Genomic DNA, 24836 nt, shown 5'->3' with positions numbered 1-24836 from the left:
GGCCTTGGAGGTTTGGGGCCGTTGGGTCCCGCATGGTGACCGTAGCTCAGCCAGGGTTAGAGCCCTGGGGTTGCGGCCTTGGAGGTTTGGGGCCGTTGGGTCCCGCATGGTGACCGTAGCTCAGCCAGGTTAGAGCGCCAGGTTGTGGCCCTGGAGGTCGGGGGTTCAAGTCCCCTCGGTCACCCCGAAGCGAGGCGGCCGAGCGCAGACGCCACGGGGCACCCGCAGGACGGGGTTACCGGTGCCGTATGCTCTCGGCCGTCTCGGCGTTTTGTCTCTGACCCGGGAGGGATGTGAGCGAAGTCAAGGAGGTCGGCCGCTTCGAGCGGATCCTCACCTTCACCATCGACGCGGCCGCCCTCGAGGCCGGCAAGCGGTCGGCGGCCGGCCGTCTCGCCAAAGACGCCAAGATCAAGGGATTCCGTCCCGGCAAGGCACCGCTCAAAGTCGTCGAGTCGATGGTTGGCTCGGCAACCCTCCGCCGGGAGGCCATCGACGATGCGATTCCGAAGGCCCTGGCCGCCGCCATCAGGGACACGGACTTGTTGCCCGTGGTGTTCCCGCGTTTGGAGGAGGTGCGCGACACCGACGGCGGTGTCGAGGTGGATGTGAGGATCACGCTGTGGCCCACCATCGATCGGCTGCCCGCCGTCGAAGGCCGGCGTATCCAGATCGCCCGGCCGGAAGTGACCGATGACGATGTGGACACCCAGATCGAGCGGATGCGTGACCAGTTCGCCGAATTGGAGGATGTCTCCCGCGAAGCGTTCGACGGCGACTTCGTGCTCGCCGATGTCAAGACCCGCCTCGACGGTGAGGACTTCGCCGCCGGCTCGGCGACCGACATGCTGTATGAGATCGGGTCGGGGTCATTGCTCGAGGGTCTCGACGAGGCGCTCCGTGGCAGTGCATCCGGCCGCATTCTCGAGTTCCCCTCGGTGCTCCCGGCGCAGATGGGGGAGCAGGGTGGGCGCGCGGTCGAGGTCCGGGTTCTCGTCAAAGGGGTGAAAGCCAAGCGGCTTCCCGAGCTCACGGATGACTGGGTGTCGGAAGTGTCGGAGTTCGAGACCGTGGCCGAGATGCGCGCCGAACTCACCGAGCAGATTCGCTCCATTCGACTTCGAGGCCTGCGGGCCGACTTCGAGGGACGCCTATTGGCGGAGCTGATCGAGGACACCGAACTCGAGCTCCCGGATTCGCTCGTCGAGGCCGAGATGGACTCCGTCTTTCACCGATTCGCCCACCGGCTGGAGACCCAGGGAATCGAGCTCGATCGTTATCTCGAGTTGACCGGTCAAAGTCGTGATGGCTTTGCAGAAGACCTTCGCTCGCAGGCATCGCTCAACCTCCGCTCGCGGATCCTCCTCGAATCGGTGGCCGAGACTGAAGGAATCGAAGTGACTGCGGCGGAGTTGGACGAGGCGATCGCCGCTCTCGCTGCCGTGGCGAAGGTGTCGGTCGACGACTACCGCGCGGCCCTCGAAGAAGGTGGCCAGGGAGAAGCACTGTCGGGTGATATCCTCCGGCGCAAGGCCGTCGACCGACTCCTCGAGTTGGCCGTCCCGGTCGACGAAGAAGGCAACGAGATCGAGTTGCCGGCTCCGGCAACACCCGGTGACGAAACGGGTGAAACAGGAGACGATGACGAGGGCGAAGGTGAGAAGGCGTCGGTGGACGCAACTGGAATTGTGCCCGAGCCCACGGAGGTCGAGTAATGATCGAAAACAGCTATCTGGTTCCCACGGTCGTCGAGCAGACCAGCCGCGGCGAGCGCGCGTTCGACATCTACAGCCGGTTGCTCAAGGAACGGATCATCTTCCTGGGCACACCGATCGACGACAACGTCGCCAATCTGATCATGGCGCAGTTGCTTCACCTCGAGGGCGACGATCCCGATAAGGACATTGCCCTGTACATCAACTCGCCCGGAGGCGTGATGACCTCGCTCATGGCGATCTACGACACCATGCACTTCATCAAGCCGAACGTCGCCACCTACTGCATGGGCCAGGCTGCGTCCGCGGCCGCAGTGCTGCTCGCCGCAGGAGCGCCTGGCAAGCGATTCGCGCTGCCCCATGCGCGGATCATGCTGCATCAGCCCCACATCGGCGGGCTCGAAGGGCAGGCGACTGACATCGAGATCCACGCCCGCGAGATCCTCCGTGTCAAGGAGGAGATGCACCAGATTCTCGCCTTCCACACCGGCAACGCGGTGGAAAAGGTGAAGGCCGACACGGAGCGAGATTTCTGGATGACCGCAAATGAGGCCCGAACCTATGGCGTCATCGACACCGTGCTCGAAGGCCGGGAGTTGAAGGCCGTCGGCTAGGCCGAAGGGAGATCTCAAGTGACCAAGTTCGGTGAGGGGAGCGGCGGCGACCTCCTCAAGTGCTCGTTCTGCGGCAAGTCGCAAAAGCAGGTCAAGAAGCTGATCGCCGGTCCCGGCGTGTACATCTGCGATGAGTGCATCGACCTGTGCAACGAGATCATCGAAGAGGAACTGGCGACCACCGACGAGACCCCGTTCGCCGAGTTGCCCAAGCCGGTAGACATCCACACCTTCCTCGAGAGCTATGTGGTGGGCCAGGACCGTGCCAAGCGGGTCCTGTCCGTGGCGGTCTACAACCACTACAAGCGAGTCCGGGCCGGCGCCAGGCCCAAGGACGACATCGAGCTGCAGAAGTCGAACATCATGCTGATCGGTCCCACCGGGTCCGGGAAGACGCTGCTCGCACAAACCCTGGCACGCATGCTCAACGTCCCGTTCGCCATCGCCGATGCCACCGCCCTCACCGAGGCCGGTTACGTGGGCGAGGACGTCGAGAACATCCTTTTGAAGCTGATTCAGGCCGCCGACTACGACCTGAAGAAGGCGGAGACGGGGATCATCTACATCGACGAGATCGACAAGATCGCCCGCAAGGCCGAGAACCCCTCGATCACCCGCGATGTGTCGGGGGAAGGCGTGCAGCAGGCGCTGCTGAAAATCCTCGAAGGGACGGTGGCCTCGGTACCGCCTCAGGGCGGGCGGAAGCACCCGCACCAGGAGTTCCTTCAGGTCGATACCACCAACATGCTGTTCATCTGCGGCGGGGCCTTCTCCGGCCTCGAGCACATCATCGAGAACCGGATCGGCAAGCGGACCATCGGGTTCGATGCCCATGTGCATGCCAAGAAGACGCGCGACGGGAACACGCTCGCTCAGGTGCTGCCCGAGGATCTCATGTCGTACGGTCTCATCCCCGAGTTCATCGGGCGGCTCCCGGTGCTTGCCACGGTCGACGACCTCGACAAGGAGCAGATGATCAAGGTGTTGATCGAGCCGAAGAACGCCTTGATCAAGCAGTACGGCAAGTTCTTCGAGATGGACGGGGTCGAGTTGGTGTTCACCGACGACGCCCTGGTCGCCGTCGCCGACCAGGCGTTGCTGCGCGGGACTGGCGCCCGCGGGCTGCGGGCAATACTCGAAGAGGTTCTCCTCAACACGATGTACGAGCTGCCGTCCCGCTCCGACGTGGCCCGGGTCGTCATCGACGGCGAGGTCGTGCGCGAGCGGGTCAACCCCACCCTGATCCCGATGGCCGACATCGGGAAGAGCGTGCCAGAGGAGCGCTCGGCTTAGGAGCCGAGCGCCGCAATTCGCGATTCGCGATTCGCAATACGACAGAGTCGCGCTCCGGCGCTTCTGACCGGTTCCGTCGTATCGCGGATCGCGAATTGCGTATCGCCTATCTGAACAGTGGACCCGGATTGCGAATACCCTATGCTCTCACTTCTCATGACTGGAACCGATGGACCCGGCGTACGACCCGCAGAGGGTCGAAGCGCGTTGGTACTCCCGCTGGGAAGAAGCCGGGGTCTTTCGGCCTGAGCTGAACCGGGATGGCGAGCCGTTCTGCATCGTCATCCCTCCTCCGAACGTCACCGGCTCCCTCCACATGGGGCACGCCCTCGACCAGACCCTGCAGGACGTCATCATCCGCCGCAAACGAATGCAGGGTTACGCCGCGCTGTGGCTGCCCGGCACCGATCACGCCGGCATCGCCACCCAGAACGTCGTCGAGCGCGAGCTCGCTGCCGAGGGTCTGACCCGGGAGGACCTGGGACGCGAGGCGTTCATCGAGCAGGTGTGGCGATGGAAGGCGACCTCGGGGGGGCGGATCACCGAACAGATTCGCCGAATGGGATTCTCCACCGACTGGTCGCGTGAGCGCTTCACGATGGACGAGGGGCTCTCCCACGCGGTGCGCAAGGTGTTTGTCGACCTCTATCACGAAGGGTTGATCTACCGCGGCAATCGAATCATCAATTGGTGCCCGCGGTGTCGCACTGCGCTGAGCGACATCGAGGTGGAGCACGAGACGATCGAGGGGCGCCTGGTCACGATCGAATACCCGTTCACCGAGGGCGATGGCGGCATCCGGGTCGCGACGACCCGGCCCGAGACGATGCTCGGTGACACCGGCGTCGCGGTCCATCCTGCCGACGAGCGGTTCGCCGGCCTCGTGGGTCGCACCGTCACGGTGCCGCTCATCGGCCGGGTGGCCCCGATCGTCGCCGACGACGCCGTCGACCCTGAGTTCGGCACCGGGGCGGTGAAGGTCACCCCGGCGCACGATCCGCTCGACTTCGACATCGCCTCGCGCCAGGGTCTGGAGCCGATCACCGTGATCGATGAGGGCGGGGTGATCACAGAAGCCGGCGGGCCATACGCCGGGCTCGACCGGTATGACGCCCGGCGCAAGGTGGTGGCCGATCTCGAACGGGGCGGATACCTGATCTCGTCCGAGCCGCACACCCACTCGGTGGGCCACTGCTATCGATGCGCCACTCCCATCGAGCCCTACCTCTCGCTCCAATGGTTTGTGAGCGTCGGGCCGCTCGTGGGGCCGGCGATCGAGGCCGTTCGCCGGGGCGAGATTCGGTTCATCCCCGACCGGTGGGAGAAGTCGTATTTCAACTGGATGGAGAACCTGCGCGACTGGACCATCTCGCGGCAGATCTGGTGGGGTCATCGGATTCCGGCCTGGTACTGCGAAGCGTGCGGCGAGGTGATCGTGTCGATGGAGGACCCCACTGGATGCGGATGCGGGTCGACGGCGCTTCGCCAGGACGAAGACGTTCTCGACACCTGGTTCTCGTCCGGGTTGTTCCCATTCTCGACCCTCGGTTGGCCCGAGGACACCGAGGACTTCCGCAGGTTCTATCCCAACTCGGTCCTGGTCACCGGATTCGACATCATCTACTTCTGGGTGGCCCGGATGATCAAGTTGGGGATCCACCTGACCGGAGAGATCCCCTTTCCCGACGTCGTCATCCACGGGTTGGTGCGCGCCGACGACGGCCGGAAGATGTCGAAGTCGCTCGGCAATGCCATCGACCCCCTGGATGTGGTCGAGAGGCACGGTGCGGACGCGCTTCGCCTGGCGTTGGTCCAGGCGGCCGCTCAGGGTCAGGACGTTCCGTTCCAGGAGGAGTGGGTGGATGCCGCCCGCCGGTTCGGCAACAAGTTGTGGAACGCGGTTCGCTTTGCCACCGAGCACCTGGAGGTCGGCAAGGTGCCTGCGGTCGGTGGCTATCCGGAAGATCCGGGGCCTGAGGCCCAGTGGATCCTGGCGCGGCTCGCCCATTCCGTGGGGCGGGTCGATCGGATGCTCGATGAGTATCGATTCGGCGAGGCGTACGCCACCGCCTACAACTTTGCCTGGTCGGAGGCGTTCGACTGGTACATCGAACTGACGAAGGCGCCGCTGCGAGACGACGATGCATCCGAGGCGCGACAGACCCTGGGGGTGGTGCTGCGTGACATCCTCAAGATGTTCCATCCGGTGATGCCATATGTGACCGAGCAGCTGTGGTCACATCTGGTGGGGGAGGGCTTCATCGCCGCCGCCGAATGGCCGGCTCCGCCGGCATTCGAGGCGCCCCTTGCCTTCGAGGTGTTCCAGGAGTTGGTCGCCGCGGTTCGACGCTTCCGCGCGGAGCACGGGTTGGCGCCTCGTCACCCCTTGGATCTGTCCCTCGTCGACCCCGAGGGTGTCGTCGCAGATTGGTGGCCACGGCAGTTTGCGGCGTTGGCATCGGTGACGCCGGTCGTGGTCGAGGAGGCCCCGAGCGGCGAGCACGCGCCGATGACGGCGGGCTCGGTGCACGGATACATCTCGCTGGCGGGCGTGGTCGATACCGAGGCCGAGCGCGCTCGCATCGACAAGGAGATCGCGGAGGCCCGGTCCAATCTGGAGCACGCCGCTCGCAAGATCGGCAACGAAGAGTTCGTCGCCAAGGCACCTCCGGCCCTTGTGGCGAAGGAGCGTGCCCGGGTCGAGGACCTCAAAGGCACGCTCGCCGAACTGGATCGCCGCCGGGCCGGCCTCGGTTAGGAATCGCCACGGATCACGCCGCCGCCATCGCGTATCTCGACGCCCACATCGGGCGCGGCGTGAAGCCGGGCCTCGAGCGCATCTCGGGGCTGCTGGACATGCTGGCGCGCCCCGACGCCGGCTACCCGATCATTCACGTTGCCGGCACCAACGGCAAGACGTCGACTTCCCGGATGATCACCACCCTCGTGGCCGCCCACGGCCTGGATGCCGGGTTGTTCACCTCGCCCCATCTCGACAACGTCGAGCAGCGGTATCAGTTGAACGCGTTCCCGATGACGGCCGACCAATTCGCCGCGGCGATCACCGAGATCGCCCCCATCGTCGACCTGTTCGAGGAGCGAACCGGCGACCTGATCACCTACTTCGAGCTGACCGCCGCCCTGGCCTTTGCATGGTTCGCCGAGTCTGCGGTCGACGTGGCGGTGATCGAGACGGGGCTCGGCGGCCGGCTCGATGCAACCAACGCGGCGACGTCGGCGGTGGCGGTGGTCACCAACATCGGCCTCGAACACACCGAGTACCTGGGGGACACCGTGTCCGAGATCGCGGTTGAGAAGTTGGCCATCCTCGACGAGGGTGCGGTGTTGGTGACGGGGGATCTGGTTCCCGACGGGTTGACGGTGGCCGAGGCCCGGGCGCAGGAGCAGGGGGCACGCTGGCTCCGCTTCGGCGAGGAGTTCGTCGTGCAAGACGCTCGGGCCGTTGACCGCGGCTGGGAGTTCGACCTCGCCGGGGCCTATCGGGAATACGAGGGTCTGCGGCTGATGATGCATGGCCGCCACCAGATCACCAACTTCGCCACCGCCGTGGCTGCCGTGGAAGCCTTTTTCGACCGGCCCCTCGACGAGGCGGCGGTTCAGGAGGCTGCGGCGACGGCGACATCGCCGGGCCGGATGGAAATCCTCCAGCGTGACCCGATCGTGCTCACCGACGGGGCCCACAACCCCGACGGGATGGCCAGCCTCGCCGCCGCGCTGCGGGAGGAGTTCCCCGGCATCCAGTGGAGCGCGGTGATCGGCGCGATGGCGGACAAGGACATCACCACGATGCTCGGCCATCTCCGCGGATTGGTACGCCAGGTGCATGCCGCCGCCGCCGAATCGCCTCGAGCGTTGCCTGCCGACGAGATGGCCGAACTGGCGCACCGGCACCTGGGGGTGCCGGCAACCGCCCACCCCAGTGTCGCCGCGGCCGTCGCCGCCGCCCGGGCCACTGGCACTCCGGTGCTGGTTACGGGCTCGATCTACGTAGTGGGCGAGGCGCGGCGCGCGTTGGGTGTGGCCTAGAAGTCCCCAGTCTCCAGTCTCCAGCAGGACGGGGCCTCCCGTCCCAGGCGGACTTCGGCCGCCTTCCTCGACTGGGGACTGGCGACTGGAGACTGGCCTCACCCGCCTACCCTTTCCCCAATGGAGAACACCTTCGTCATGATCAAGCCTGATGGCGTGCGGCGGGGGCTCGTAGGTGAGGTCATCTCCCGCCTCGAGCGGAAGGGCCTGGTCCTCGTGCGGATGCGGATGGTGACGATCCCCGAGGAGATGGCGAAGCGCCACTACGGGGAGCACGCCGACAAGCCCTTCTTCGGGGAATTGGTCTCGTTCATCACCGGGGGACCGGTGGTCGCCATGGAGTGGTCTGGACCTTCCGCGGTCACCGTTGCCCGGTCGGTCATGGGTGGCACCAACCCGCTGGATGCCGCGCCGGGGACCATCCGGGGCGACTTCGGCACGGTGATCACCGAGAACATCGTCCACGGCTCCGACTCCCCCGCCAGTGCCGAGCGTGAACTGGCCCTCTTCTTCGACTGATCGCCAGGAATCCCAGGGTTTCCCGGCTCGATTTCTTGCTCTACGCTCAAATACTCAGGGGCGGTACACTCCCCGCACTCCACCAAGGGCGGATATGGCGTCGGGTTTGATGTCGCTGGCTAGCCGTGACATGGCAATCGACCTCGGTACCGCGAACACGTTGGTCTATGTTCGCGGCCAGGGGATCGTGCTCAATGAGCCGTCGGTTGTCGCGATAAACACCCGCGACAACCGTGCGCTCGCCGTGGGGCTCGAGGCGAAGCGGATGATCGGCCGCACTCCGTCTCACATTCAGGCGATCCGGCCGTTGCGCGATGGGGTCATCGCCGACTTCGACATCACCGAGAAGATGCTGCGTTACTTCATCAAGAAGGTGCAGCCCCGGCGCTGGGCCCGGCCCCGAATCATCATCTGCGTACCGTCCGGGATCACCGGCGTCGAGCGGCGGGCTGTCGAAGAGGCTGCCTATCACGCCGGCGCCCGTCGGGCGTACACCATCGAAGAGCCGATGGCCGCCGCCATCGGCGTTGGTTTGCCCATCCACGAGCCGACCGGTTCGGTGATCGTCGACATCGGAGGTGGCACTACCGAGGTCGCGGTCATTTCGATGGGCGGCATCGTCGTCTCCCGCAGCGCCCGGGTCGGTGGCGACGAACTCGACGAGTCCATCGTCAACTGGGTGAAGAAGGAGTACAACCTCCTCCTCGGCGACCGCACCGCAGAGCAGCTCAAGATGGCGATCGGCTCGGCCTGGCCGTTTTCGGATGAGCCCAACGCCGAGATTCGCGGGCGAGACCTGGTCACCGGGCTGCCGAAGACCGTGATCATCACCGCCGCCGAAGTGCGGGAGGCGACCGAGGAGCCGGTCGCCGGGGTCGTCGATGCGGTGAAGTTCTGCCTCGACAAGACGCCACCCGAGCTCGCCTCAGACGTCATGGAACGGGGCATCGTCCTCACCGGTGGTGGCGCGCTGCTTCGCGGCCTCGATGTACGCATCGCCAATGAGACCGGCACTCCTGTCATCACCGCCGATCGTCCACTCCACTCGGTCGTGCTCGGCTCCGGACAATGCCTCGAGGACTTCGACATGCTCCAGGAGGTCCTGACGACGACCGGTGGCGGGAACTAGGTAAGGGGCCGCTATGTGGCGGCCAAGCAACCTCGACCGTCCCACCGGGATGTTCATCGGGCTGATCGTCCTCTCGCTGGCGCTCGTCACCATCGACCTGCGCGCCTCGGGCGAAGGAATCGGATCGACGCTCCGTGACGGCACCCAGGCCGCATTCGCACCGGTGCAACGGGTGGTGGCGACGGTGACCCGGCCGTTCGCCGACTTCTTCGAGACCATCTCCGACATGTTCAGCCTCCGCCAGGAGAACCTCGCCCTTCGAGAGCGTGTCTCCGAACTCGAGCGTGAGCTGCAGGAGACCGAGAGCGTTCAGGTGCGGGTGTCGGAACTCGAGGCGCTGCTCGGCATCAAGCCTCCCCAGGGTCTCGATTCCGTGGCCGCCCAGGTGTTGGCCGTTGGGGTGTCCGAGTTCGACCACACCCGAGTGATCGACCGGGGCAGCAACGATGGCGTCGGTCTCGACATGCCGGTGGTCGATGAGGCCGGGCTGATCGGCCGGGTGGTGGCCGTCACCGGTTCGGTGGCCCGAATTCGTTTGATCACCGATCCCACCATGCGCATCTGGGTGCGGGTCGAGCGCACCGGCGAGACCGGGGTGCTCACCGGGCGGGGGGGTGGGCCGATGTCGCTGGAACTGCTCAGCACCGACGCCTCGGTGGTCGAGGGCGACCTGCTGGTCAGCGCCGACGGGCGCTTCCCGGCCGGAATCCCGGTAGCCAGGGTGACGGAGGCCGCCCGTTCCGAGGTCGGATTCTCCCTCAGGACCACCGCCGAGCCGGTGGCGGGGGTGACCCGGATCGACTTCGTCAAGGTGCTGATCTTCACCCGGGATGAGGCCGGCGTCGACGGTTTCGAGGATGCCGACCGCTTGCCGACCCAGGTGCCGGCTGATCCAGGGGACCCGGCTGAGGGGGGTCCCGACGACCCGGTGCAGACCACCACCACCACGTCGGCGCAAACCACGACGACCACGACGGCACCGTGAAGGCGCGTCGCCTGATCCTGGCGGTGATCATCGTGGTGGCCGCGGTGGCCCTGCAGACGACCTTCTTTGCCAGCATCCGGCTGTTCAATGCCGCTCCCGCCCTGGTGGTGTTGGTCGTGATCGCCTATGCCAGGCATCTCCCGGCCGAATACGCCCTCGGCCTGGCCTTTTTCGCCGGCTTCCTCGAAGATCTCCTCGCCGAGTCCGCCCTCGGGTTGTGGGCCCTGGTGATGACCACGGCCGCCTACTTCGTTCTGCGGTTCCGCGATCGGCTCGAGGACGACTTCAGCCTGCTCGGCCCCTTCGTGTTCGGGGTCACCGCCGGTGCCCTCGCACTGTTTTCGGTCGTCGGTACGATCTTCGGGGAAAAGACTCTCGCCGACGCGGGCATCGTGAGGAAGATCTTGCTCCCTTCGCTCTACAACCTTCTGCTGGCGGCCCTGATCCTCCCGTTCATCACATGGACGCTGGGGGTCGCCCGCCGTAGAAGTGCCGCGTTCAAGATATGAGGCCCGCCTGGCGGATCGCCACGGTTGGGGTCGCGCTGAGCGCCTTGTTGGGGATCCTCGTCCTCAGGATGTGGTTCCTCCAGGTGACGGATGTCGAGGCTTCGCTCGATGTCGCCGCCAGTCAGCGGATCAGCATCGTCTCGATCGAGCCCCCACGTGGCGACATCTTCGACCGCGACGGCACCGAGATCATGGCCGGGACCGTCGCCACGCTGCGGATCGTTGTCGACCGGAAGCTGATACCGCTGGAGCGCGAAGAGGGGCTGATTCAGAATCTCTCCGCCCTTCTCGGTATTCCGGCTGCCGAGATCCGGCAGGAGTTCGTAGACCGCGGCTCCGGTGCCCGCTTCCCGGTCAGCGACGGCATCGGGCAATCGACCGCCGTCTTCGTGCTCGAGAACATCGAGCGGTTCCCGGGCGTGGCGATCGAACCGGTTCCATTCAGGGTGTACCCGCTCGGAGAGACCGCGGCCCACATCATCGGCTACATCGGCGCGCCCGGACCCGACGATCTCGGGCGGGTGGGGATCGAACCCAACGACCGCGTCGGCCGGTTCGGCGTCGAGCGTTCCTACGACAGCCTGCTCCGGGGCACCCCCGGTCAGATCACATACAGCGTGAATGCTCGGGGAGAGATCCTTGGCGTCCTCGAAGAGACCGCCCCCCGCCCCGGCGGCAGCGTGGTCACGACCATCGACCTGGATGTGCAACGGTTCGTCGAGGACACCCTCCTCAAGGCGATGGCCCTGGCGGCGGCATCGGGTGAGGATGTGAAGCGAGCTGCCGCAGTCATCATCGACCCCCGCGACGGGTCGATCATCGCGATGGCCTCGGTCCCGGCATTCAACCCGATCATCTTCTCGGACGGCCAGCTGACCGAGTCGGAGTGGCTCGACCTTCGGCAGGAAGAAGTCTTCAACAACTACGCGATGCAGGGCAACTACCCGCCGGGGTCGTCGTTCAAGGCGATCGTGTATGCCCTGGCGCTGGAGAAGCTGATCTCGCCGATCGTCGAGGAGGAGTACCGCGACGTCGTCGACCAGACCGAAGACCCCTTCGCCTTCTTCAGCGACGGTGAGCTGCTCTTCACCAACACGCCTCCTCTGAACGACTGGAAGGACGGCGGTCACGGTTTCGTGGGGTTGTCTTCATCGCTGATCGAATCAGTGAACACCTACTACTGGTCCATCGCCCTCGCCATCTGGCAGGGGCGAGATATCGCGTGGTCCGAGAACCTGTTGCAGGACTGGGCCCGGGATCTCGGCTTCGGTGCGCGGACCGAGATCGACCTTCCGTTCGAAGGCACGGGCCGGGTGCCTGATCGTGAGTGGTTTCAGGACCTCCAGGCGGCAGGTTCCGAGTTGGTTCGGTCAGAAGGTGGATGGTCGGGCGGCGACCTGATGAACATCGCCACCGGCCAAGGGGCCCTGGTGGTCACGCCCCTGCAGATGGCGGTCGCCTATGCGGCGCTGCTCAACGGCGGCACGGTCTGGGAGCCGCGGGTGGTTTCGACGGTCGTCGACTCCGACAACGAAGTGCTGTTCACCAACCCCCCGAGCGTTGCCCGCAAGATCACGATCGGCGCTGACACCGTCGCCGCCCTCAAGCGGGACCTCAACGGAGTGGTCACCGCCCAGAACGGCACCGCCCGCCGGGCCTTCGAGGGCTTCTGTAGCGGCGATGTTCCCGACAGCGAGTGCGCTCCCCTTCGAGAGGTCGGGGGCAAGACCGGTACCGCCGAGATCGTCCAGGCCACCGAAGACGGCGTCACCGCGGTCGACACGGCCTGGTTCGTCGGCGGTGCCCCTCTGAGCGATCCGCAGTTCATCGTCGCGGTCGTCATCGAACAAGGTGGATCCGGCGGTCAGGTGGCGGCGCCGGCGGCCCGCCGCATCCTTCAATATCTGATGGGCGAGCAGCCTGATCCGCTCCGGGCCGGGGACGATACCGAGCGATGAGCAGCGTTTCCGCCATCGATCTCAGGCCGCGGCCCAGGCGCTCCCGGCCCGACTTCGTTCTGATCGGGATCACCGCCGTGCTCAGCGCGTTGGGGCTGCTGATGATCTTGAGCACTTCGGGTCCGCGTCTCGAGGCGGCAGGCCTGGGCCGGAACTCCCAAATGCTCAGACAAATGATCTACGTCGGTCTGGGTGCGGGGGTCCTCATCGTCACCTCCCTGGTCTCGGACCGGGTGTGGAAGCTCGCCGCGCCGTATCTATACGCGGGGATGGTCGTCCTGCTACTGGCGGTGCTCAGCCCGATCGGCGCGCTGCGGCAGGGGGCCCAGCGGTGGATCTCGCTGGGGCTGTTCGACCTCCAACCGTCTGAAGTGGCGAAGGTGGGGGTGATCCTGGCACTCGCCCTGATGCTGGCTCCGGTCGAGGAGGGCCGGATGAAGTGGCTTCGACTCCTCAAGGTGGGGGCCCTCGTGGGCTTCCCGGCCATCTTCATCTTTCTCCAGCCAGACCTCGGCACGATGCTCGTCTTTGCGTTCGTCACGTTCGTGATGCTGTTCGTCGCAGGCACCACGGTTCGGCAGCTGGTCATGCTGATCGTCCTGGCGATCGTCGCGCTCGGGCTCGCGGTGGAACTCGACCTCCTGCGCGGCTACCAGTTGGAGCGGTTGGAAGGGTTCCTCAACCCCAACGAGCAGACACTGCTGGTCAACTACAACCAGAACCAGAGCCAGATCGCCATCGGCAGCGGCGGCATGTTCGGCCAGGGTCTCTTCGAGGGGTCTCAGACCAACCTGGCATTCGTCCCGTCCCAGACCACAGACTTCATATTCACCGCGGTTGCCGAGCAGCTCGGGTTCGTCGGCGGCACCCTGGTGATCGGCCTCTATGCCGCCCTCATTTGGCGAATGCTGATCGTCGCCGCGGGTGCCCGCGATCGATTCGGACAACTGGCGGCGACGGGGATCGCCGCGATGTTCGGGTTTCACGTCTTCGTGAACATCGGAATGGCGGTCGGGTTGCTCCCGGTGACCGGCCTTCCCCTGCCATTTCTGTCGTTCGGGGGATCCTTCTACATCGCCATGGCGGTGAGCGTGGGGATCGTGAACTCGATCTGGATGACCCGCAGCCCCGTTCCGCGGAACTGACGCTCCCTAGCCCTGAACCGATCCGATCTCGAGGCGCTCTTGCTGCCCTTCGGACGGGTCGTAGCAGTAGCGACACCGTGCCTCGTACGCACCCTCGGCCCCTAGCACCACGAGCTCATCAGAGGCGATCACCCGCTGGGTGAACATACCGGCCCCGCCGCACCGGTGGCACACAGCGAGGCTCTTGGTGACGTACTCGGCCCGGGTCATCAGCGTGGGGATAGGTTCGAACGGTCTCCCCAGGTAGTCGAGATCGAGGCCGGCGACGATGACCTTCTTCCCCGATTCGGCGAGCATCGCCACGACTTCCACCAGCCCATCGTCGAAGAACTGTGCTTCGTCGATGCCCACGACGACGGTGCGATCGAGAACCCGGCTCAGCAGCTCGGCGCTGTCGGCCACCGGCTCTGCGGCGGTGGACAGCGATGAATGGGAGACCACTTGGTCGGCGGCGTAGCGGTCGTCGATCACGGGCTTGAAGGTCTGGGTGGCCAGGCGGGCGATCTTGTACCGGGTGATGCGGCGAATGAGCTCTTCGCTCTTGCCGGAGAACATCGGGCCGCAGATGACTTCTACCCAGCCGCGATCGTCTCTCCGGTCCATCCCCCCAACCTAACAGGGAGAGAGCCCGTCACTCGGGGAGCCAAAGCATCAAGGGCGGCAATGCCGGGACCCAGGGGGGCCACTGCTATTGTGAGCCGCCGTGGGCGCGGCCCGGTGGTCAAACCGCCCGCCCGCTCCGTCGAGACCGGAGTTTTTCGAATGTTCATGTCCGTCTCCGTCGATCGCGCCGACCGACCTTCTTCGTCGGCCGTCCCGCGGACGGACATCGGCGCGCCGGACCGGCGTGCCTTTCCAACCACAGGCCCGCAGGCGCGGGCGTCGAAGGGGCTTTCCTATGGGTTTGTTCAAGAAGAAGCGTGTCGAGATCATCCGCCGCGGCGTGGGGGACACCGCCGTCGAGGAGAAGACCACAAGGCGTTTCGGCGGTAGCACCGTCGAAATCACGCGTGTCCGCGAGGTCACGCCGCCGGCACCCGCGAAGCGGGGCCGTCAGCCCCGGGAGCCCCGGCGCACGGGACGGACACGGCGCGAGTCTCGCCCCGAGCCGGAGATCATCACTCCGCCGCCGAGCACCGAGCGCAAGCAGATGCTGGTGCGACGGACCCCCCATCAGACCCAGATCGTCGTGCTGGAGGGCGCACTGCTGGTCGAGCACTACGTCGCCCGATCCGATCGCCCCTCGCTGACCGACAACATCTATGTCGGCAAGGTTCGCAACGTGCTTCCCGGCATGGAGGCGGCGTTCATCGACTTCGGCGAACCGAAGAACGGGGTGCTCTACGCCGGGGACCTCAAGGCGGCGAAGGATGGCCGTCGCCCCCGGATCGAGAAGGCGCTGAAGGTGGGCGACGAGGTACTCGTGCAGGTGGTCAAGGACGCCATGGGCCACAAGGGGGCACGTCTCACCAACGAGGTGAGCCTCTCTGGCCGGTTCGTCGTGCTCGACCCCAACGTCACCTCGCCGTCGGTAAGCCGCCGCCTCGGCGACGCCGAGCGCGACCGACTCAAGGAGATCCACCGGCAGCTCACCGCCGAGATGGACCTCGGCGATTTCGGGATGATCATGCGTACCGCCTCCGAGGGCGCCACCAAGGCGGAGATTTCCGCCGACATCGAACGCCTGCTCGGCATCTGGGCCGACATCGATCAATCAGTGCCGCAGGGAGCAGCGCCCCGACTGGTCTACGAGGAGCCCCCGATGGTGATCCGCGTCATCCGCGAGCACTTCACCTCGGAGTTTCGGCGCCTCCTCATCGACGACCCCGCAGTCCACGACGAGGTGATCGGGTATCTCAAGGAGACCGACCCGGACCTTCTCACCAAGGTGTCGCTGTATGAGGAAGAGATGTCGATCTTCGAACGATTCCATGTCGAGGACCAACTCCGCAAGGCGCTCGAACGGAAGGTCTGGCTGCCATCCGGCGGCCATATCGTCATCGATCGGACCGAGGCGCTCACGGTGATCGACGTCAACACCGGTCGATTCGTGGGGCACTCCAATCTCGAAGAAACCGTGCTGCAGAACAACCTCGAGGCGGCCGAGGAGATCGCTCACCAACTCCGGCTGCGCGACATCGGCGGGATCATCGTGATCGACTTCATCGACATGGAGATCTCGAAGAATCGAGAAGCCGTGCTGCGACGGCTGCGGGAGGCGCTCGCTCGAGACAAGACCCGCACCCAGGTGTTCGAGGTCTCCAACCTAGGGCTCGTCGAGATGACCCGAAAAAACGAGTCGGAAGGCCTCCTCGAGTCGTTTTCTCACCTGTGCCCGACCTGCGCCGGCCGCGGGGTGGTCCTCTTTGCGGAAGCGGCCACCGTCGGCGCCGCCATGCCGGCGGACGGCGAATAGCGGGAAGTCGACAGCCCACAGCCCACGGCCCATAGCAAGAGGCATATCTGGCTGGTGGCTGGTGGCTGGTGGCTATCGGCTAGGATTTACACCTCCCGGCCTTAGGACCTCTGACTATGTACGCCATCATCCGCTCCGGCGGCAAGCAGACGAAAGTGCGCGAAGGCGACGTCATCGACGTCGAGCGCGTGCGCGCTGACGGCGAGCTCAGCTTCACCCCTCTGCTCGTCGTCGACGACAAGGGCAAGGTCTATTCGAGCCGTGACGAGCTCAAGTCGGCAAAGGTGACCGCCAAGGTCGTCGGGGAGTCGGCGGGCGACAAGATCGAGATCTTCAAGTACAAGGCAAAGACCGGTTACCGCAAGCGCGGCGGGCACCGCCAGAAGTACACGACCCTCGAAGTCCTGAAGATCGAACTACCCAAGAAGCAGGCAGCCAAGGAACCCGCGACCACCGAGGACGCCTCGAAGGAGAACGCCCCCAAGGATTCGCCGCCGGCGGCCAAACCCGCGGCGGCCAAACCCGCCGCAGCCAAACCCGCGGCAGCAAAACCCGCAGCGGCCAAGAAGCCTGCGGCCAAGAAGCCTGCGGCCAAGACTGCCGCGGCGGCCAAGAAGCCGGCGGCGAGCAAGAAGCCCGCTGCGGCCAAGCCCAAGCCCAAGAAGGAGTCCTGAGATGTCGAAGACCAAGGGCGGCGGTTCGACCAAGAACGGCCGTGACTCACACGCCAAGCGCCTCGGTTCGAAGGTTTTCGACGGCCAGGAAGTGACGGCCGGGTCGATCATCGTCAGGCAGCGCGGCACAAAGATCCACCCCGGTCGCAACGTCGGCCGCGGCAACGACGACACGCTCTTCGCCACTGCCGACGGGGTCGTCAGCTATGGCTCGCGGCGAGGACGCCGCGAAGTCAGCGTCCTCGCCGGCGAATAGTCCGCGGCTCGGCTGAGCCGTGTTCGTCGACGAGGTCACCGTTCACCTTCGCGCCGGTGATGGCGGCGCGGGGATCGTCGCATTCGAGCGCGTCCGCGGTCGCCCGCGAGGCAAGCCTTTGGGCGGATCGGGCGGGGCCGGGGGCGATGTCATCGCGGAGGCCAACTCCGAGGTCTCGACGCTGCTCGACTTTCAGCGGCGTCCCCACCGGCGCGCCGAGTCTGGAACCCACGGCAAGGGCGACTTTCAGCAGGGGCGGCAGGGGTCGGACCTGGTCCTTGCGGTCCCACCAGGGACGGTGATTCGCGACGACGCCGGCACGATGATCGCCGATCTTGCCCGCCCGGGACAGCGGGTGGTTCTGGTGCGGGGGGGCCGCGGCGGCAAGGGAAACGTCGCTCTCGCCGGTCCCAAGGCGCTGGCGCCGGCGTTCGCCGAACAGGGTGAGTACGGACCCGAGGCCGACTTCACTTTCGAATTGAAGCTCATCGCCGATGCCGCTCTGATCGGATTCCCCAATGCCGGCAAGAGCACCCTGATCGCCCGGGTCTCGGCCGCCCGCCCCAAGATCGCCGACTATCCGTTCACCACACTGGAGCCGAATCTGGGCGTGGTAGAGATTGATGATCGTCGTTTCGTGCTTGCAGACATTCCGGGTCTCATCGAGGGAGCGGCCGAGGGTCGAGGGCTGGGCCATCGGTTCCTGCGCCACGCCGAACGGGCCCGGGCGTTGGTCGTGCTGCTCGACCCTTCGACCCTCCAGGAGGTCGATTGCGTGCGTCAGTTGGGCATCCTCCGCCAGGAACTGATGAACCATGACCCCCGCCTGGCGGCGCGGGAGGAGATCGTCGCGGTGTCAAAGGCGGACCTTCCCGAAGCCGCAGTGGCGATCGCGGCGCTTGCTGCAATCGGTGTCGCGGCGCGGGCGATCTCCGCGGTCACCGGTGAGGGAATCAACGGGCTCTTGCATGCCATCGGCGATGCGGTGGAGCGGGTGGAGCGGGAGGTGCCCGACGCCGAGGGGTACGTGCTGCATCGACCGAGCCCGCGGGGCTTCGAGATCCACCACGACGGCAGCCGGTGGGTCGTCGAGGGGCAGGTGGCCGAGCGGGCGGTGGCGCTGGACGACCTGACCAAGCCGGAGGCGGCCGGATTCGCCGCCAGGAGGCTCTCCCGAGCGGGTGTCGACGAAGCTCTCCGCAAGGCGGGCGCACTGCCCGGCGACGAGGTTCGAATCGGCGACGTCGTCTTCGAGTTCAGTGACCCCGATATCGATGACGAGAAGTCGTCGTGAGGCCGAGCACCAAACCCTCAGGCATCCTCGGCGCCCGGGTCTTCATACACTCCCCTCTGTGCCAGACCGTCACGATCCGATGATGTTCTCAGATGCCTCGGCGGTACGTTCTGCCCTCGCCGCCCAGGGCTATCTGGCCGACGACCGCATCGCCCAGGTGGTCTTCCTGGCCGATCGGCTCGACAAGCCGGTGCTGGTCGAGGGGCCTGCCGGGGTCGGCAAGACGGAGCTGGCGAAGGCCGTCGCCGGCGCCACCGGCAAGCGGCTCATCCGGCTGCAGTGCTACGAGGGTCTCGACGAGTCGAAGGCTCTGTACGAATGGAACTACCGCAAGCAGCTGCTGAGACTGCAGGCCGACCAGGGCCGCGAGTGGTTAGAGATCGAGGCCGACATATTCGGGGAGGACTTTCTACTCACCCGGCCGCTGCTCGAGGCAATCCGCTCGCCGGAACCGGTGGTGCTGTTGATCGACGAGGTCGACCGGGTCGAGGTCGAGACCGAAGCCCTGATGCTCGAGGTCCTCAGTGACTTTCAGGTCTCGATCCCCGAGTTGGGGACGATCGGGGCGTCGAGCCTCCCGGCGGTGTACCTCACCTCCAACAACACTCGCGAACTGTCGGAGGCGCTGAAACGGCGCTGCCTCTTCCTTCACATCGGATATCCGACGATCGAACGCGAGCGCGAGATCCTCTTGACCCGGGTACCCGGGCTCGCCGCTGCCCTGGCCGATCGGGTGGCGAGGTTCGTCGCCGGGGTCAGGGCCCAGAACCTGCGCAAGCCGCCGTCGGTCAGTGAATCGGTCGACTGGGCGCGCACCCTGATTGCCCTCGGTGTCGCCGATATCGACGAGGCCGTCATCGGCGACACCCTCAATGTGTTGCTCAAGCACCAAACCGACATCGAGCGGGTGGCCGCCGGCCTCACCGAGGGCACTGCGGCAGGCTGATGGCTGCCTTTCTGACCGCCTTCATCGGCGAACTACGCGAGGCCGGTGTCCCGGTCTCGATGGTGGAAGCCGTCGATGCAGCCCGAGCACTCGAGCACGTCGACATCGAATCCCGACTGTCGCTGAAGGCGGCCCTCGGCGCCACCCTCGTGAAGAGCGCCCGCCATATCGACGCGTTCGACGCGGCATTCGAGGCATTTTTCGCCCTGATGCCTCCCGGAGGCGAGGATGCCGATCGCCGGGCGCTTGACGACCAGGTTGCCGTTTCCGGGTCGGGGGGAGCGGGCGCCGGAGCCAGCGAGGTCGAGGACCTGGTGGCGGCACTGTTCAGCTCGCTGCGCGACGGCGACCTCGGCCTGATGCAGTCTGTGGTGCGGTCAGCGGTGACCCGGCTTGCCGGGATGGAACCGGGCCGGCCGGTCGGCGGGGCGTATTACCTGTATCGCGTCCTCCGACGGCTCGAGCTGGATGAGGTGGGGGCGCGGCTGCGTGACGAGCTCGAGACCCCGGGGGCGTCCCCGATCGAGTCGCGCTTGACCGCGGAGGAGGTAGAACGCAGGCTCGAGGAGTTCCGGGAGGCGCTTCGGGCCGAGATCAGGCGGCGGCTGGTGGCGGATCGCGGCCGGCAGGCCGTTGCCCGCACGCTGCGGCGACCCCTGGTGGAAGACCTCGATCTGACCACGGCGTCTCGCGACGACCTCGCCCGGGTCGAGGCGGCGGTACACCCCCTCACCCGGAAGCTGGCGAGCCGCCTCGCCCGGCGCAGGCGGCGAGGGCGGGACGGGCGATTGGACGTGCGGAGAACCGTCAGGTCGTCGCTGCAGACCGGGGGAGTGCCCATCGACCCTCGATTCCGCACACCTCGACCGACGAAACCCGAGATCGTGCTCCTCACCGACATCAGCGGGTCGGTAGCCACGTTTGCCCGATTCACCATGCAATTCGTCTACGCCATCGCCGCGCAGCTGAATCGGGTCAGGACCTTTGCCTTCATCGACACGATCGACGAGGTCACCCGATTCTTCGGACCCGGAGTCGACTTCACCGAGGCATTGCGGAGGGTGGGCACCGAGGCGGAAGTCGTGTGGCTCGACGGGCACAGCGACTACGGCAATGCGTTCGGCACCTTTGTGCTCGATCACTTCGAGGCGATCACCCCAAGGAGCATCGTCATCGTGACGGGCGACGCTCGCACCAACTACCACGATCCCAACCCGGCGGCCCTCGCCCGGATCGCTTCGGTGGCGCGGTCGGTCTACTGGCTGAACCCCGAGCGGCGCCGGTACTGGGACACCGGCGATTCGGTGATGGGCGCCTATGCCGCGGTCTGTGATGAGGTCCACGAGGTGAGGAGCCTTCGCCAACTCGAGAGATTCGTCGAGAAGGTGGCGATCCCCGTCAGTCGGCCGGTGAGGCGTCTCGTCTGACTAGTCCGTCGTCGCCCAGGCGAATGGCCCCCCGCAGATCGGGGTATCGGCCCGCCCGGCTCAAGGCGCTGGAGCGGGGGGTCGATACATTCACTAGATCAGAGAAAGGTCGCAGCAGTGGCTCAGCGTGTATTGGTGGTCGAGGACTCAGCCGTCATCCAGCGGTTGATCTCGGTATGCCTCCGCCCCGCGGGCGTAGAGGTCGAGACGCGGTCAGACGGCCCCACCGGCCTCGAGGCGGCCCTGACTACTCGGCCCGACCTACTGATCCTCGACGTGGGCCTCCCGCGAATGGATGGGTGGGAAGTGCTCGAGAGAATCCGCTCGGATGTTCGGACCCGGGGCATGAAGGTGCTGGTGCTGACCGCCCACGCCCAGGAGGAGACGCGAGAGCGAGCCGACCGCGGTGGCGCCGACGCCTTTCTCACCAAACCGTTCCGCCCGGACGACCTGCGTAGCGTCGCCCTCGGGCTGCTCGCGGGCCCCGCTGCCCAAGCGATCGCGTAATCAGTCTCCAGTCTCCGGGCGGCCGGGCGGCCTTTGGCCGCCTTGGGCCGGCCTCCGGCCGGCCAAGTCGCACGTCGGTTGTGGGTCTTCTAACCGACTCTCCGCGTTGATACCTTGCCGCTGCCTTGTTGATCGCGGCGCTCTTCGTTTCATGCCTAATTGGGCTACCGGCCGACGGTCCGGTCGTCCGGGGATTCGCGCCTGAGGGGCTCTACGGCGGCCACTGGGGGATAGACATCGCGGTGCCTGCGGGGACCTCGGTGGGGGCCGCCGATGCGGGTGTGGTCACCTTCTCGGGGCAAGTCGCCGGGCGCGCCAGCGTCACCATCAGCCACGGCGGGTCGGTGCGCACCTCCTACTCTTATCTGAGCAGCCGTTCCGTGGCGCAGGGTCAGCATGTCCGTGCGGGCGAGATCATCGGACTGTCGGGCGTCGATCACGGGTTGGAGGCGATCCATTTCTCCCTCCGGCTCGGAGATCGCTACCTCGATCCGATGCGGGCTGGTTGCGGTTCGCTCAGTCCTGGGCCTGGCGTGCGGCTGGTGGCAGCGGCCTGAGCGACCATTGGCGAACTACCTCCTATCCTGTCGCCGGTGCGCCGCGGCATTCTCGGGGGAACATTCGATCCACCGCATTGGGCCCATCTGGTAGCCGGGGAAGCCGCCTACCGCGACCTGGGTCTGGATGTCGTCACCTTCTTCCCTGCAGGGTCCCCGTGGCAGAAGGCCCGCAACCGGGTGAGCGCAGCCGAGCACCGGTGGGCGATGACTCAATTGGCGATCGACGAAGTCGACTATTTCGATGCGGACGACCGCGAAGTGCGGCGCGATGGGTGGACGTACACCATCGACACCCTCGACGAGCTCGGTGCCGACGAGGTCGTCCTGATCCTCGGCGCGGATGCCGCTGCCGGGCTCGATTCGTGGCACCGCTTCGACGAAGTCATCGAGCGGGCCATTGTCGCCGTGATGCCGCGGGCAGGCGTCGACCCGGCCAAGGTCGAAGCGACCGGAGCGCGGATCGTCTGGCTCGATGTGCCGGAGTTCCCGATGAGCGGGACGATGCTGCGCGAACGGCGAGCAAGTGGACGGAGTATTCGCTTCCTCGTCCGCGAGTCGGTACACGCGTACATCGTCGAGCATGACCTCTATGCCTGGGCGTAAGCGCCGCCGGCTCGTCATTGTCCTCGCAGTCGGCCTCGCCATGGTCGCCGCAGCGGCCGGTTACTTTTACCGCGACTGGGTGGCTGTTCGCGCATCAGAGGCGCAGAGCGTGGTGGCAGGGTGGAGCACCAGCCTGAGAGACCTAGCCGCCGCAATTCCCGAAGCCGAGATCGACTCGCGGGTGGTGGGGGAATCGCGCTCGATGTTGGTGACCCTCGGGTCCGCCGAAGGAGGCTCGGCATTTGCCCTGGTCGCGGTGTCACCGTCCGGGACCCCGACCGTGATCGTGCTGCCGCAGACTCTGCTGCTCGCGGTCCCCGGCTTCGGAGAGTTCCGTCTGGTCGACGCCCTCGATTTCGAGGGTCCCGATCTGGCAGCGCTCGCGGTGACCAACCAGTTCGGAGTGAGGATCGACCAGGTGGTCGCGCTCGAGCGCGGTGCGGTGGCTGCGGCCATGCCGGGCCCGGTGACGGTGGACCTGACTGCACCGTTGTTCGCCCGGGGCGATGCCGGCATCGAGCGACTGGTCCCGGCCGGCCCGTCGGTGGTCACCCCGGAGATGCTCGAGACCCTGCTGGTGGAACACGGGGAGGGCGATGTCTTCGAGTTCATTCAACGCCAGGGGGCGGCATGGCGGACGATTCTGGAGCAGGTGGCGGCCGACCCCCGGGTGGCCGATCGGCTGCTGGCGGAGGGTGGAGGCACCTCGGCTGCGGACATCCTGGTGACGGTTGCAGGTCACGACGCCGGCGTCGTTGGCACCATTCCTGTCGAACGAGCCGAGTCGGTGGCTGGATCCGGCCTGGCCCCCGTCTCCGGTCGAGCGGACGCCTTCGTCGCGGAGCGGATCGGCCACCTGCTGTTGCGGCCGGAAGGTCGGCCCCGGATCGAGATACTGAATGGGAACGGTCGAATCGGCACCACCCGGGTGGTAGCCGACGTGCTCATCCGACACGGATTCCGGTTGGTGCGTACCGACAACGCGGACACGTTCGAATATGCCGTGACCCTCGTCATCGCGCAGGGCGGCGAGCACCAGGCGACGGCGCGCGAGATCGTAGAGCTGCTCGGGCGCGGCAGCCTCTTTCTCGAGGTGCGCGCTCCTTCAGGTGTCGTCGACGTATCTATCATCGTGGGCGACGACATCCCGTCCGGGGAGGGTTGAACCCATAGCTCTGCACACAGACACGTCCGAAGCCGCCGAGGCAGCCGCGTCTGCGGTCGACGACAAGAAGGGCCTCGACGTAGCCCTGCTCGACGTCTCGTCGGTGATCGTCCTCACCGATGTCTTTGTGATCGCAACGGGTACCTCTCGTCGCCACGTTCTGTCTCTGGCTGAGGAAGTCGAGGTGCGTCTCTCTGCGCTCGACCGTAAGCCCCTGCGGAGGGAGGGCCTAGAGGACGCCGGTTGGGTGCTCCTCGACTTCGGCGACATCGTGGTCCATCTCTTCGACGCCGAGACCCGGCGGTACTACGACCTCGAGCGCCTTTGGCGAGACGCCCCCCGGCTCGCGTTCCAGGCTGCTCCGGGCTGATCGGAGCAGCCATGGACATGTGGGAGGCAGTCCGGTCCCGCCGCAACGTGCGTGAGTTCACCGAGGTGCCGATCGCTGCAGGCGACCTCGACAAGGTGCTCGAGGCCGCCCGGCGCACCCCGTCGTCGCGCAATGGGCAGCCCTGGGACTTCGTCGTCGTGACCGATCGTGGCGTCCTCGAACCTCTCGCAGCCGTGTGGCAAGGTGCCCGCCACGTCGCCGGTGCCGCCGCGGCGGTGGCCATCATCGCCCGACGGAGGAGACCAGGAACTGGCTCTACTACGACCTGGGGCAGGCAACGATGAGCATCGCGCGCGCTGCCACCGGCCTCGGTATCGGCTCCGCCCACGCCGCGGTGGCCGACCAGGCGTTGGCGCGCCAGTTGCTCGGGTTCCCCGAAGACAGATTCTGCGCCGCGATCATCTCGCTGGGATATCCCGCGGGCTGGCCGCTGGCCCCGATCCGATCACCCAACCGGAGGCCACTCGACGAAGTCGTCCACCGCGAGCACTGGTAGGGCGGGCCGACCGGCGTCTGTTCGGCGGCAAAGCCGCCGAAGTCGGCCCGGGCATGAACCGGGTGGAGCTGAGGGGATTTGAACCCCTGACCCCTTGCATGCCATGCAAGTGCTCTGCCAACTGAGCTACAGCCCCGGAATGGGCGGATTGTATCAGTGGCTGCCCGCTCCCCGGCTGGCCGCCGTC

Annotated in this window: 22 protein-coding genes, 2 tRNA genes and 2 pseudogenes; 24 read left to right on the top strand and 2 right to left on the bottom strand. The window is 66.3% G+C overall.

Annotated elements, in window-relative coordinates:
• The first annotated feature begins 109 nt into the window (after positions 1–109).
• The 12 genes from WD184_04610 (at position 110) to rodA (ending at position 13914) form a co-directional block, all read left to right on the top strand.
• Positions 110–184: transfer RNA gene (locus WD184_04610), tRNA-His, on the top strand.
• A gap of 109 nt (positions 185–293) precedes the next feature.
• Positions 294–1715 carry a trigger factor gene (gene tig, locus WD184_04605; protein ID MEX0826019.1) on the top strand — a complete coding sequence of 474 codons (1422 nt, stop codon included), beginning with the start codon at positions 294–296 and terminating at the stop codon, positions 1713–1715.
• A complete protein-coding gene (locus tag WD184_04600) occupies positions 1715–2329 on the top strand; it encodes an ATP-dependent Clp protease proteolytic subunit (protein ID MEX0826018.1) in 615 nt (204 codons plus the stop codon). Before tig ends, WD184_04600 begins: the two co-directional genes overlap by 1 nt.
• 18 nt (positions 2330–2347) lie before the next feature.
• Positions 2348–3622, top strand: coding sequence for an ATP-dependent Clp protease ATP-binding subunit ClpX (gene clpX / locus WD184_04595; protein ID MEX0826017.1), 1275 nt, complete (start codon positions 2348–2350; stop codon positions 3620–3622).
• 169 nt (positions 3623–3791) lie between these two features.
• The gene (locus WD184_04590; GenBank protein MEX0826016.1) at positions 3792–6380 is read left to right on the top strand and encodes a valine--tRNA ligase; all 2589 of its coding nucleotides are present in this window, start codon (positions 3792–3794) and stop codon (positions 6378–6380) included.
• A gap of 59 nt (positions 6381–6439) precedes the next feature.
• Positions 6440–7669, top strand: a complete 1230-nt coding sequence (locus WD184_04585; GenBank protein ID MEX0826015.1) for a folylpolyglutamate synthase/dihydrofolate synthase family protein — start codon at positions 6440–6442, stop codon at positions 7667–7669.
• A gap of 120 nt (positions 7670–7789) precedes the next feature.
• On the top strand, positions 7790–8188 hold the full coding sequence (ndk, locus tag WD184_04580) for a nucleoside-diphosphate kinase (protein MEX0826014.1): 399 nt from the start codon (positions 7790–7792) through the stop codon (positions 8186–8188).
• A 109-nt stretch (positions 8189–8297) separates the two neighbouring features.
• Positions 8298–9317 (top strand): rod shape-determining protein, encoded by a 1020-nt coding sequence (locus tag WD184_04575; protein MEX0826013.1) that lies wholly within the window; start codon positions 8298–8300, stop codon positions 9315–9317.
• Positions 9318–9330: 13 nt separating this feature from the next.
• Positions 9331–10302 carry a rod shape-determining protein MreC gene (gene mreC / locus WD184_04570; GenBank protein ID MEX0826012.1) on the top strand — a complete coding sequence of 324 codons (972 nt, stop codon included), beginning with the start codon at positions 9331–9333 and terminating at the stop codon, positions 10300–10302.
• On the top strand, positions 10299–10811 hold the full coding sequence (mreD, locus tag WD184_04565) for a rod shape-determining protein MreD (GenBank protein MEX0826011.1): 513 nt from the start codon (positions 10299–10301) through the stop codon (positions 10809–10811). Before mreC ends, mreD begins: the two co-directional genes overlap by 4 nt.
• Entirely contained in the window at positions 10808–12769 is a 1962-nt protein-coding gene (locus WD184_04560) for a penicillin-binding transpeptidase domain-containing protein (GenBank protein MEX0826010.1), read from the top strand. Before mreD ends, WD184_04560 begins: the two co-directional genes overlap by 4 nt.
• The gene (gene rodA / locus WD184_04555) at positions 12766–13914 is read left to right on the top strand and encodes a rod shape-determining protein RodA (GenBank protein ID MEX0826009.1); all 1149 of its coding nucleotides are present in this window, start codon (positions 12766–12768) and stop codon (positions 13912–13914) included. Before WD184_04560 ends, rodA begins: the two co-directional genes overlap by 4 nt.
• Positions 13915–13920: 6 nt before the next feature.
• Here rodA and WD184_04550 read toward each other — a convergent pair whose 3' ends face one another.
• A complete protein-coding gene (locus tag WD184_04550) occupies positions 13921–14517 on the bottom strand; it encodes a thymidine kinase (protein ID MEX0826008.1) in 597 nt (198 codons plus the stop codon).
• A 295-nt stretch (positions 14518–14812) separates the two neighbouring features.
• Here WD184_04550 and WD184_04545 point away from each other — a divergent pair, with 295 nt between their 5' ends.
• From WD184_04545 to WD184_04490, 12 genes and pseudogenes are all read left to right on the top strand, one after another.
• The gene (locus WD184_04545) at positions 14813–16330 is read left to right on the top strand and encodes an Rne/Rng family ribonuclease (protein MEX0826007.1); all 1518 of its coding nucleotides are present in this window, start codon (positions 14813–14815) and stop codon (positions 16328–16330) included.
• A gap of 116 nt (positions 16331–16446) precedes the next feature.
• A pseudogene (gene rplU, locus WD184_04540) lies at positions 16447–16746 on the top strand (50S ribosomal protein L21).
• Positions 16747–17005: 259 nt separating this feature from the next.
• Positions 17006–17260 (top strand): 50S ribosomal protein L27, encoded by a 255-nt coding sequence (rpmA, locus tag WD184_04535; GenBank protein ID MEX0826006.1) that lies wholly within the window; start codon positions 17006–17008, stop codon positions 17258–17260.
• A 19-nt stretch (positions 17261–17279) separates the two neighbouring features.
• Complete coding sequence (gene obgE / locus WD184_04530; GenBank protein ID MEX0826005.1) at positions 17280–18554, top strand: GTPase ObgE; 1275 nt, start codon at positions 17280–17282, stop codon at positions 18552–18554.
• Between the two features lie 82 nt (positions 18555–18636).
• Complete coding sequence (locus WD184_04525; GenBank protein ID MEX0826004.1) at positions 18637–19500, top strand: MoxR family ATPase; 864 nt, start codon at positions 18637–18639, stop codon at positions 19498–19500.
• Positions 19500–20927: a VWA domain-containing protein gene (locus WD184_04520; protein MEX0826003.1), complete on the top strand. Its 1428-nt coding sequence runs from the start codon at positions 19500–19502 to the stop codon at positions 20925–20927. The genes WD184_04525 and WD184_04520 overlap by 1 nt, the downstream gene beginning before the upstream one ends.
• Positions 20928–21044: 117 nt before the next feature.
• The gene (locus WD184_04515) at positions 21045–21434 is read left to right on the top strand and encodes a response regulator (GenBank protein MEX0826002.1); all 390 of its coding nucleotides are present in this window, start codon (positions 21045–21047) and stop codon (positions 21432–21434) included.
• Between the two features lie 125 nt (positions 21435–21559).
• Positions 21560–21991, top strand: coding sequence for a M23 family metallopeptidase (locus WD184_04510; protein MEX0826001.1), 432 nt, complete (start codon positions 21560–21562; stop codon positions 21989–21991).
• A gap of 36 nt (positions 21992–22027) precedes the next feature.
• The gene (gene nadD / locus WD184_04505) at positions 22028–22597 is read left to right on the top strand and encodes a nicotinate-nucleotide adenylyltransferase (GenBank protein MEX0826000.1); all 570 of its coding nucleotides are present in this window, start codon (positions 22028–22030) and stop codon (positions 22595–22597) included.
• Complete coding sequence (locus WD184_04500; protein ID MEX0825999.1) at positions 22584–23762, top strand: LytR C-terminal domain-containing protein; 1179 nt, start codon at positions 22584–22586, stop codon at positions 23760–23762. Before nadD ends, WD184_04500 begins: the two co-directional genes overlap by 14 nt.
• A complete protein-coding gene (gene rsfS, locus WD184_04495; GenBank protein MEX0825998.1) occupies positions 23707–24132 on the top strand; it encodes a ribosome silencing factor in 426 nt (141 codons plus the stop codon). The genes WD184_04500 and rsfS overlap by 56 nt, the downstream gene beginning before the upstream one ends.
• A gap of 11 nt (positions 24133–24143) precedes the next feature.
• A pseudogene (locus WD184_04490) lies at positions 24144–24649 on the top strand (nitroreductase family protein).
• 63 nt (positions 24650–24712) lie between these two features.
• Here WD184_04490 and WD184_04485 read toward each other — a convergent pair.
• Positions 24713–24785 (bottom strand) — tRNA-Ala (locus tag WD184_04485).
• Positions 24786–24836: the final 51 nt, after the last annotated feature.

The sequence above is a fragment of the Acidimicrobiia bacterium genome (assembly GCA_040878325.1).
In the GTDB taxonomy this organism is placed as follows: domain Bacteria; phylum Actinomycetota; class Acidimicrobiia; order Spongiisociales; family UBA11373; genus JAUYIV01.
The sequence above is the reverse complement of the archived record's forward strand: the minus strand, read 5'-3'. Positions and strand labels throughout refer to the sequence as shown.

What these genes read in the sequence shown, in the direction of transcription:
- WD184_04545 (MEX0826007.1), top strand. Translation starts at nt 14,813, where the DNA reads ATGGGTTTGTTCAAGAAGAAGCGTGTCGAGATCATCCGCCGCGGCGTG.
- ndk (MEX0826014.1), top strand. Translation starts at nt 7,790, where the DNA reads ATGGAGAACACCTTCGTCATGATCAAGCCTGATGGCGTGCGGCGGGGG.
- rodA (MEX0826009.1), top strand. Translation starts at nt 12,766, where the DNA reads ATGAGCAGCGTTTCCGCCATCGATCTCAGGCCGCGGCCCAGGCGCTCC.
- WD184_04575 (MEX0826013.1), top strand. Translation starts at nt 8,298, where the DNA reads ATGTCGCTGGCTAGCCGTGACATGGCAATCGACCTCGGTACCGCGAAC.
- WD184_04590 (MEX0826016.1), top strand. Translation starts at nt 3,792, where the DNA reads ATGGACCCGGCGTACGACCCGCAGAGGGTCGAAGCGCGTTGGTACTCC.
- WD184_04525 (MEX0826004.1), top strand. Translation starts at nt 18,637, where the DNA reads ATGTTCTCAGATGCCTCGGCGGTACGTTCTGCCCTCGCCGCCCAGGGC.
- WD184_04520 (MEX0826003.1), top strand. Translation starts at nt 19,500, where the DNA reads ATGGCTGCCTTTCTGACCGCCTTCATCGGCGAACTACGCGAGGCCGGT.
- WD184_04550 (MEX0826008.1), bottom strand. Translation starts at nt 14,517, where the DNA reads ATGGACCGGAGAGACGATCGCGGCTGGGTAGAAGTCATCTGCGGCCCG.
- WD184_04600 (MEX0826018.1), top strand. Translation starts at nt 1,715, where the DNA reads ATGATCGAAAACAGCTATCTGGTTCCCACGGTCGTCGAGCAGACCAGC.
- rpmA (MEX0826006.1), top strand. Translation starts at nt 17,006, where the DNA reads ATGTCGAAGACCAAGGGCGGCGGTTCGACCAAGAACGGCCGTGACTCA.
- WD184_04560 (MEX0826010.1), top strand. Translation starts at nt 10,808, where the DNA reads ATGAGGCCCGCCTGGCGGATCGCCACGGTTGGGGTCGCGCTGAGCGCC.
- mreC (MEX0826012.1), top strand. Translation starts at nt 9,331, where the DNA reads ATGTGGCGGCCAAGCAACCTCGACCGTCCCACCGGGATGTTCATCGGG.
- WD184_04500 (MEX0825999.1), top strand. Translation starts at nt 22,584, where the DNA reads ATGCCTGGGCGTAAGCGCCGCCGGCTCGTCATTGTCCTCGCAGTCGGC.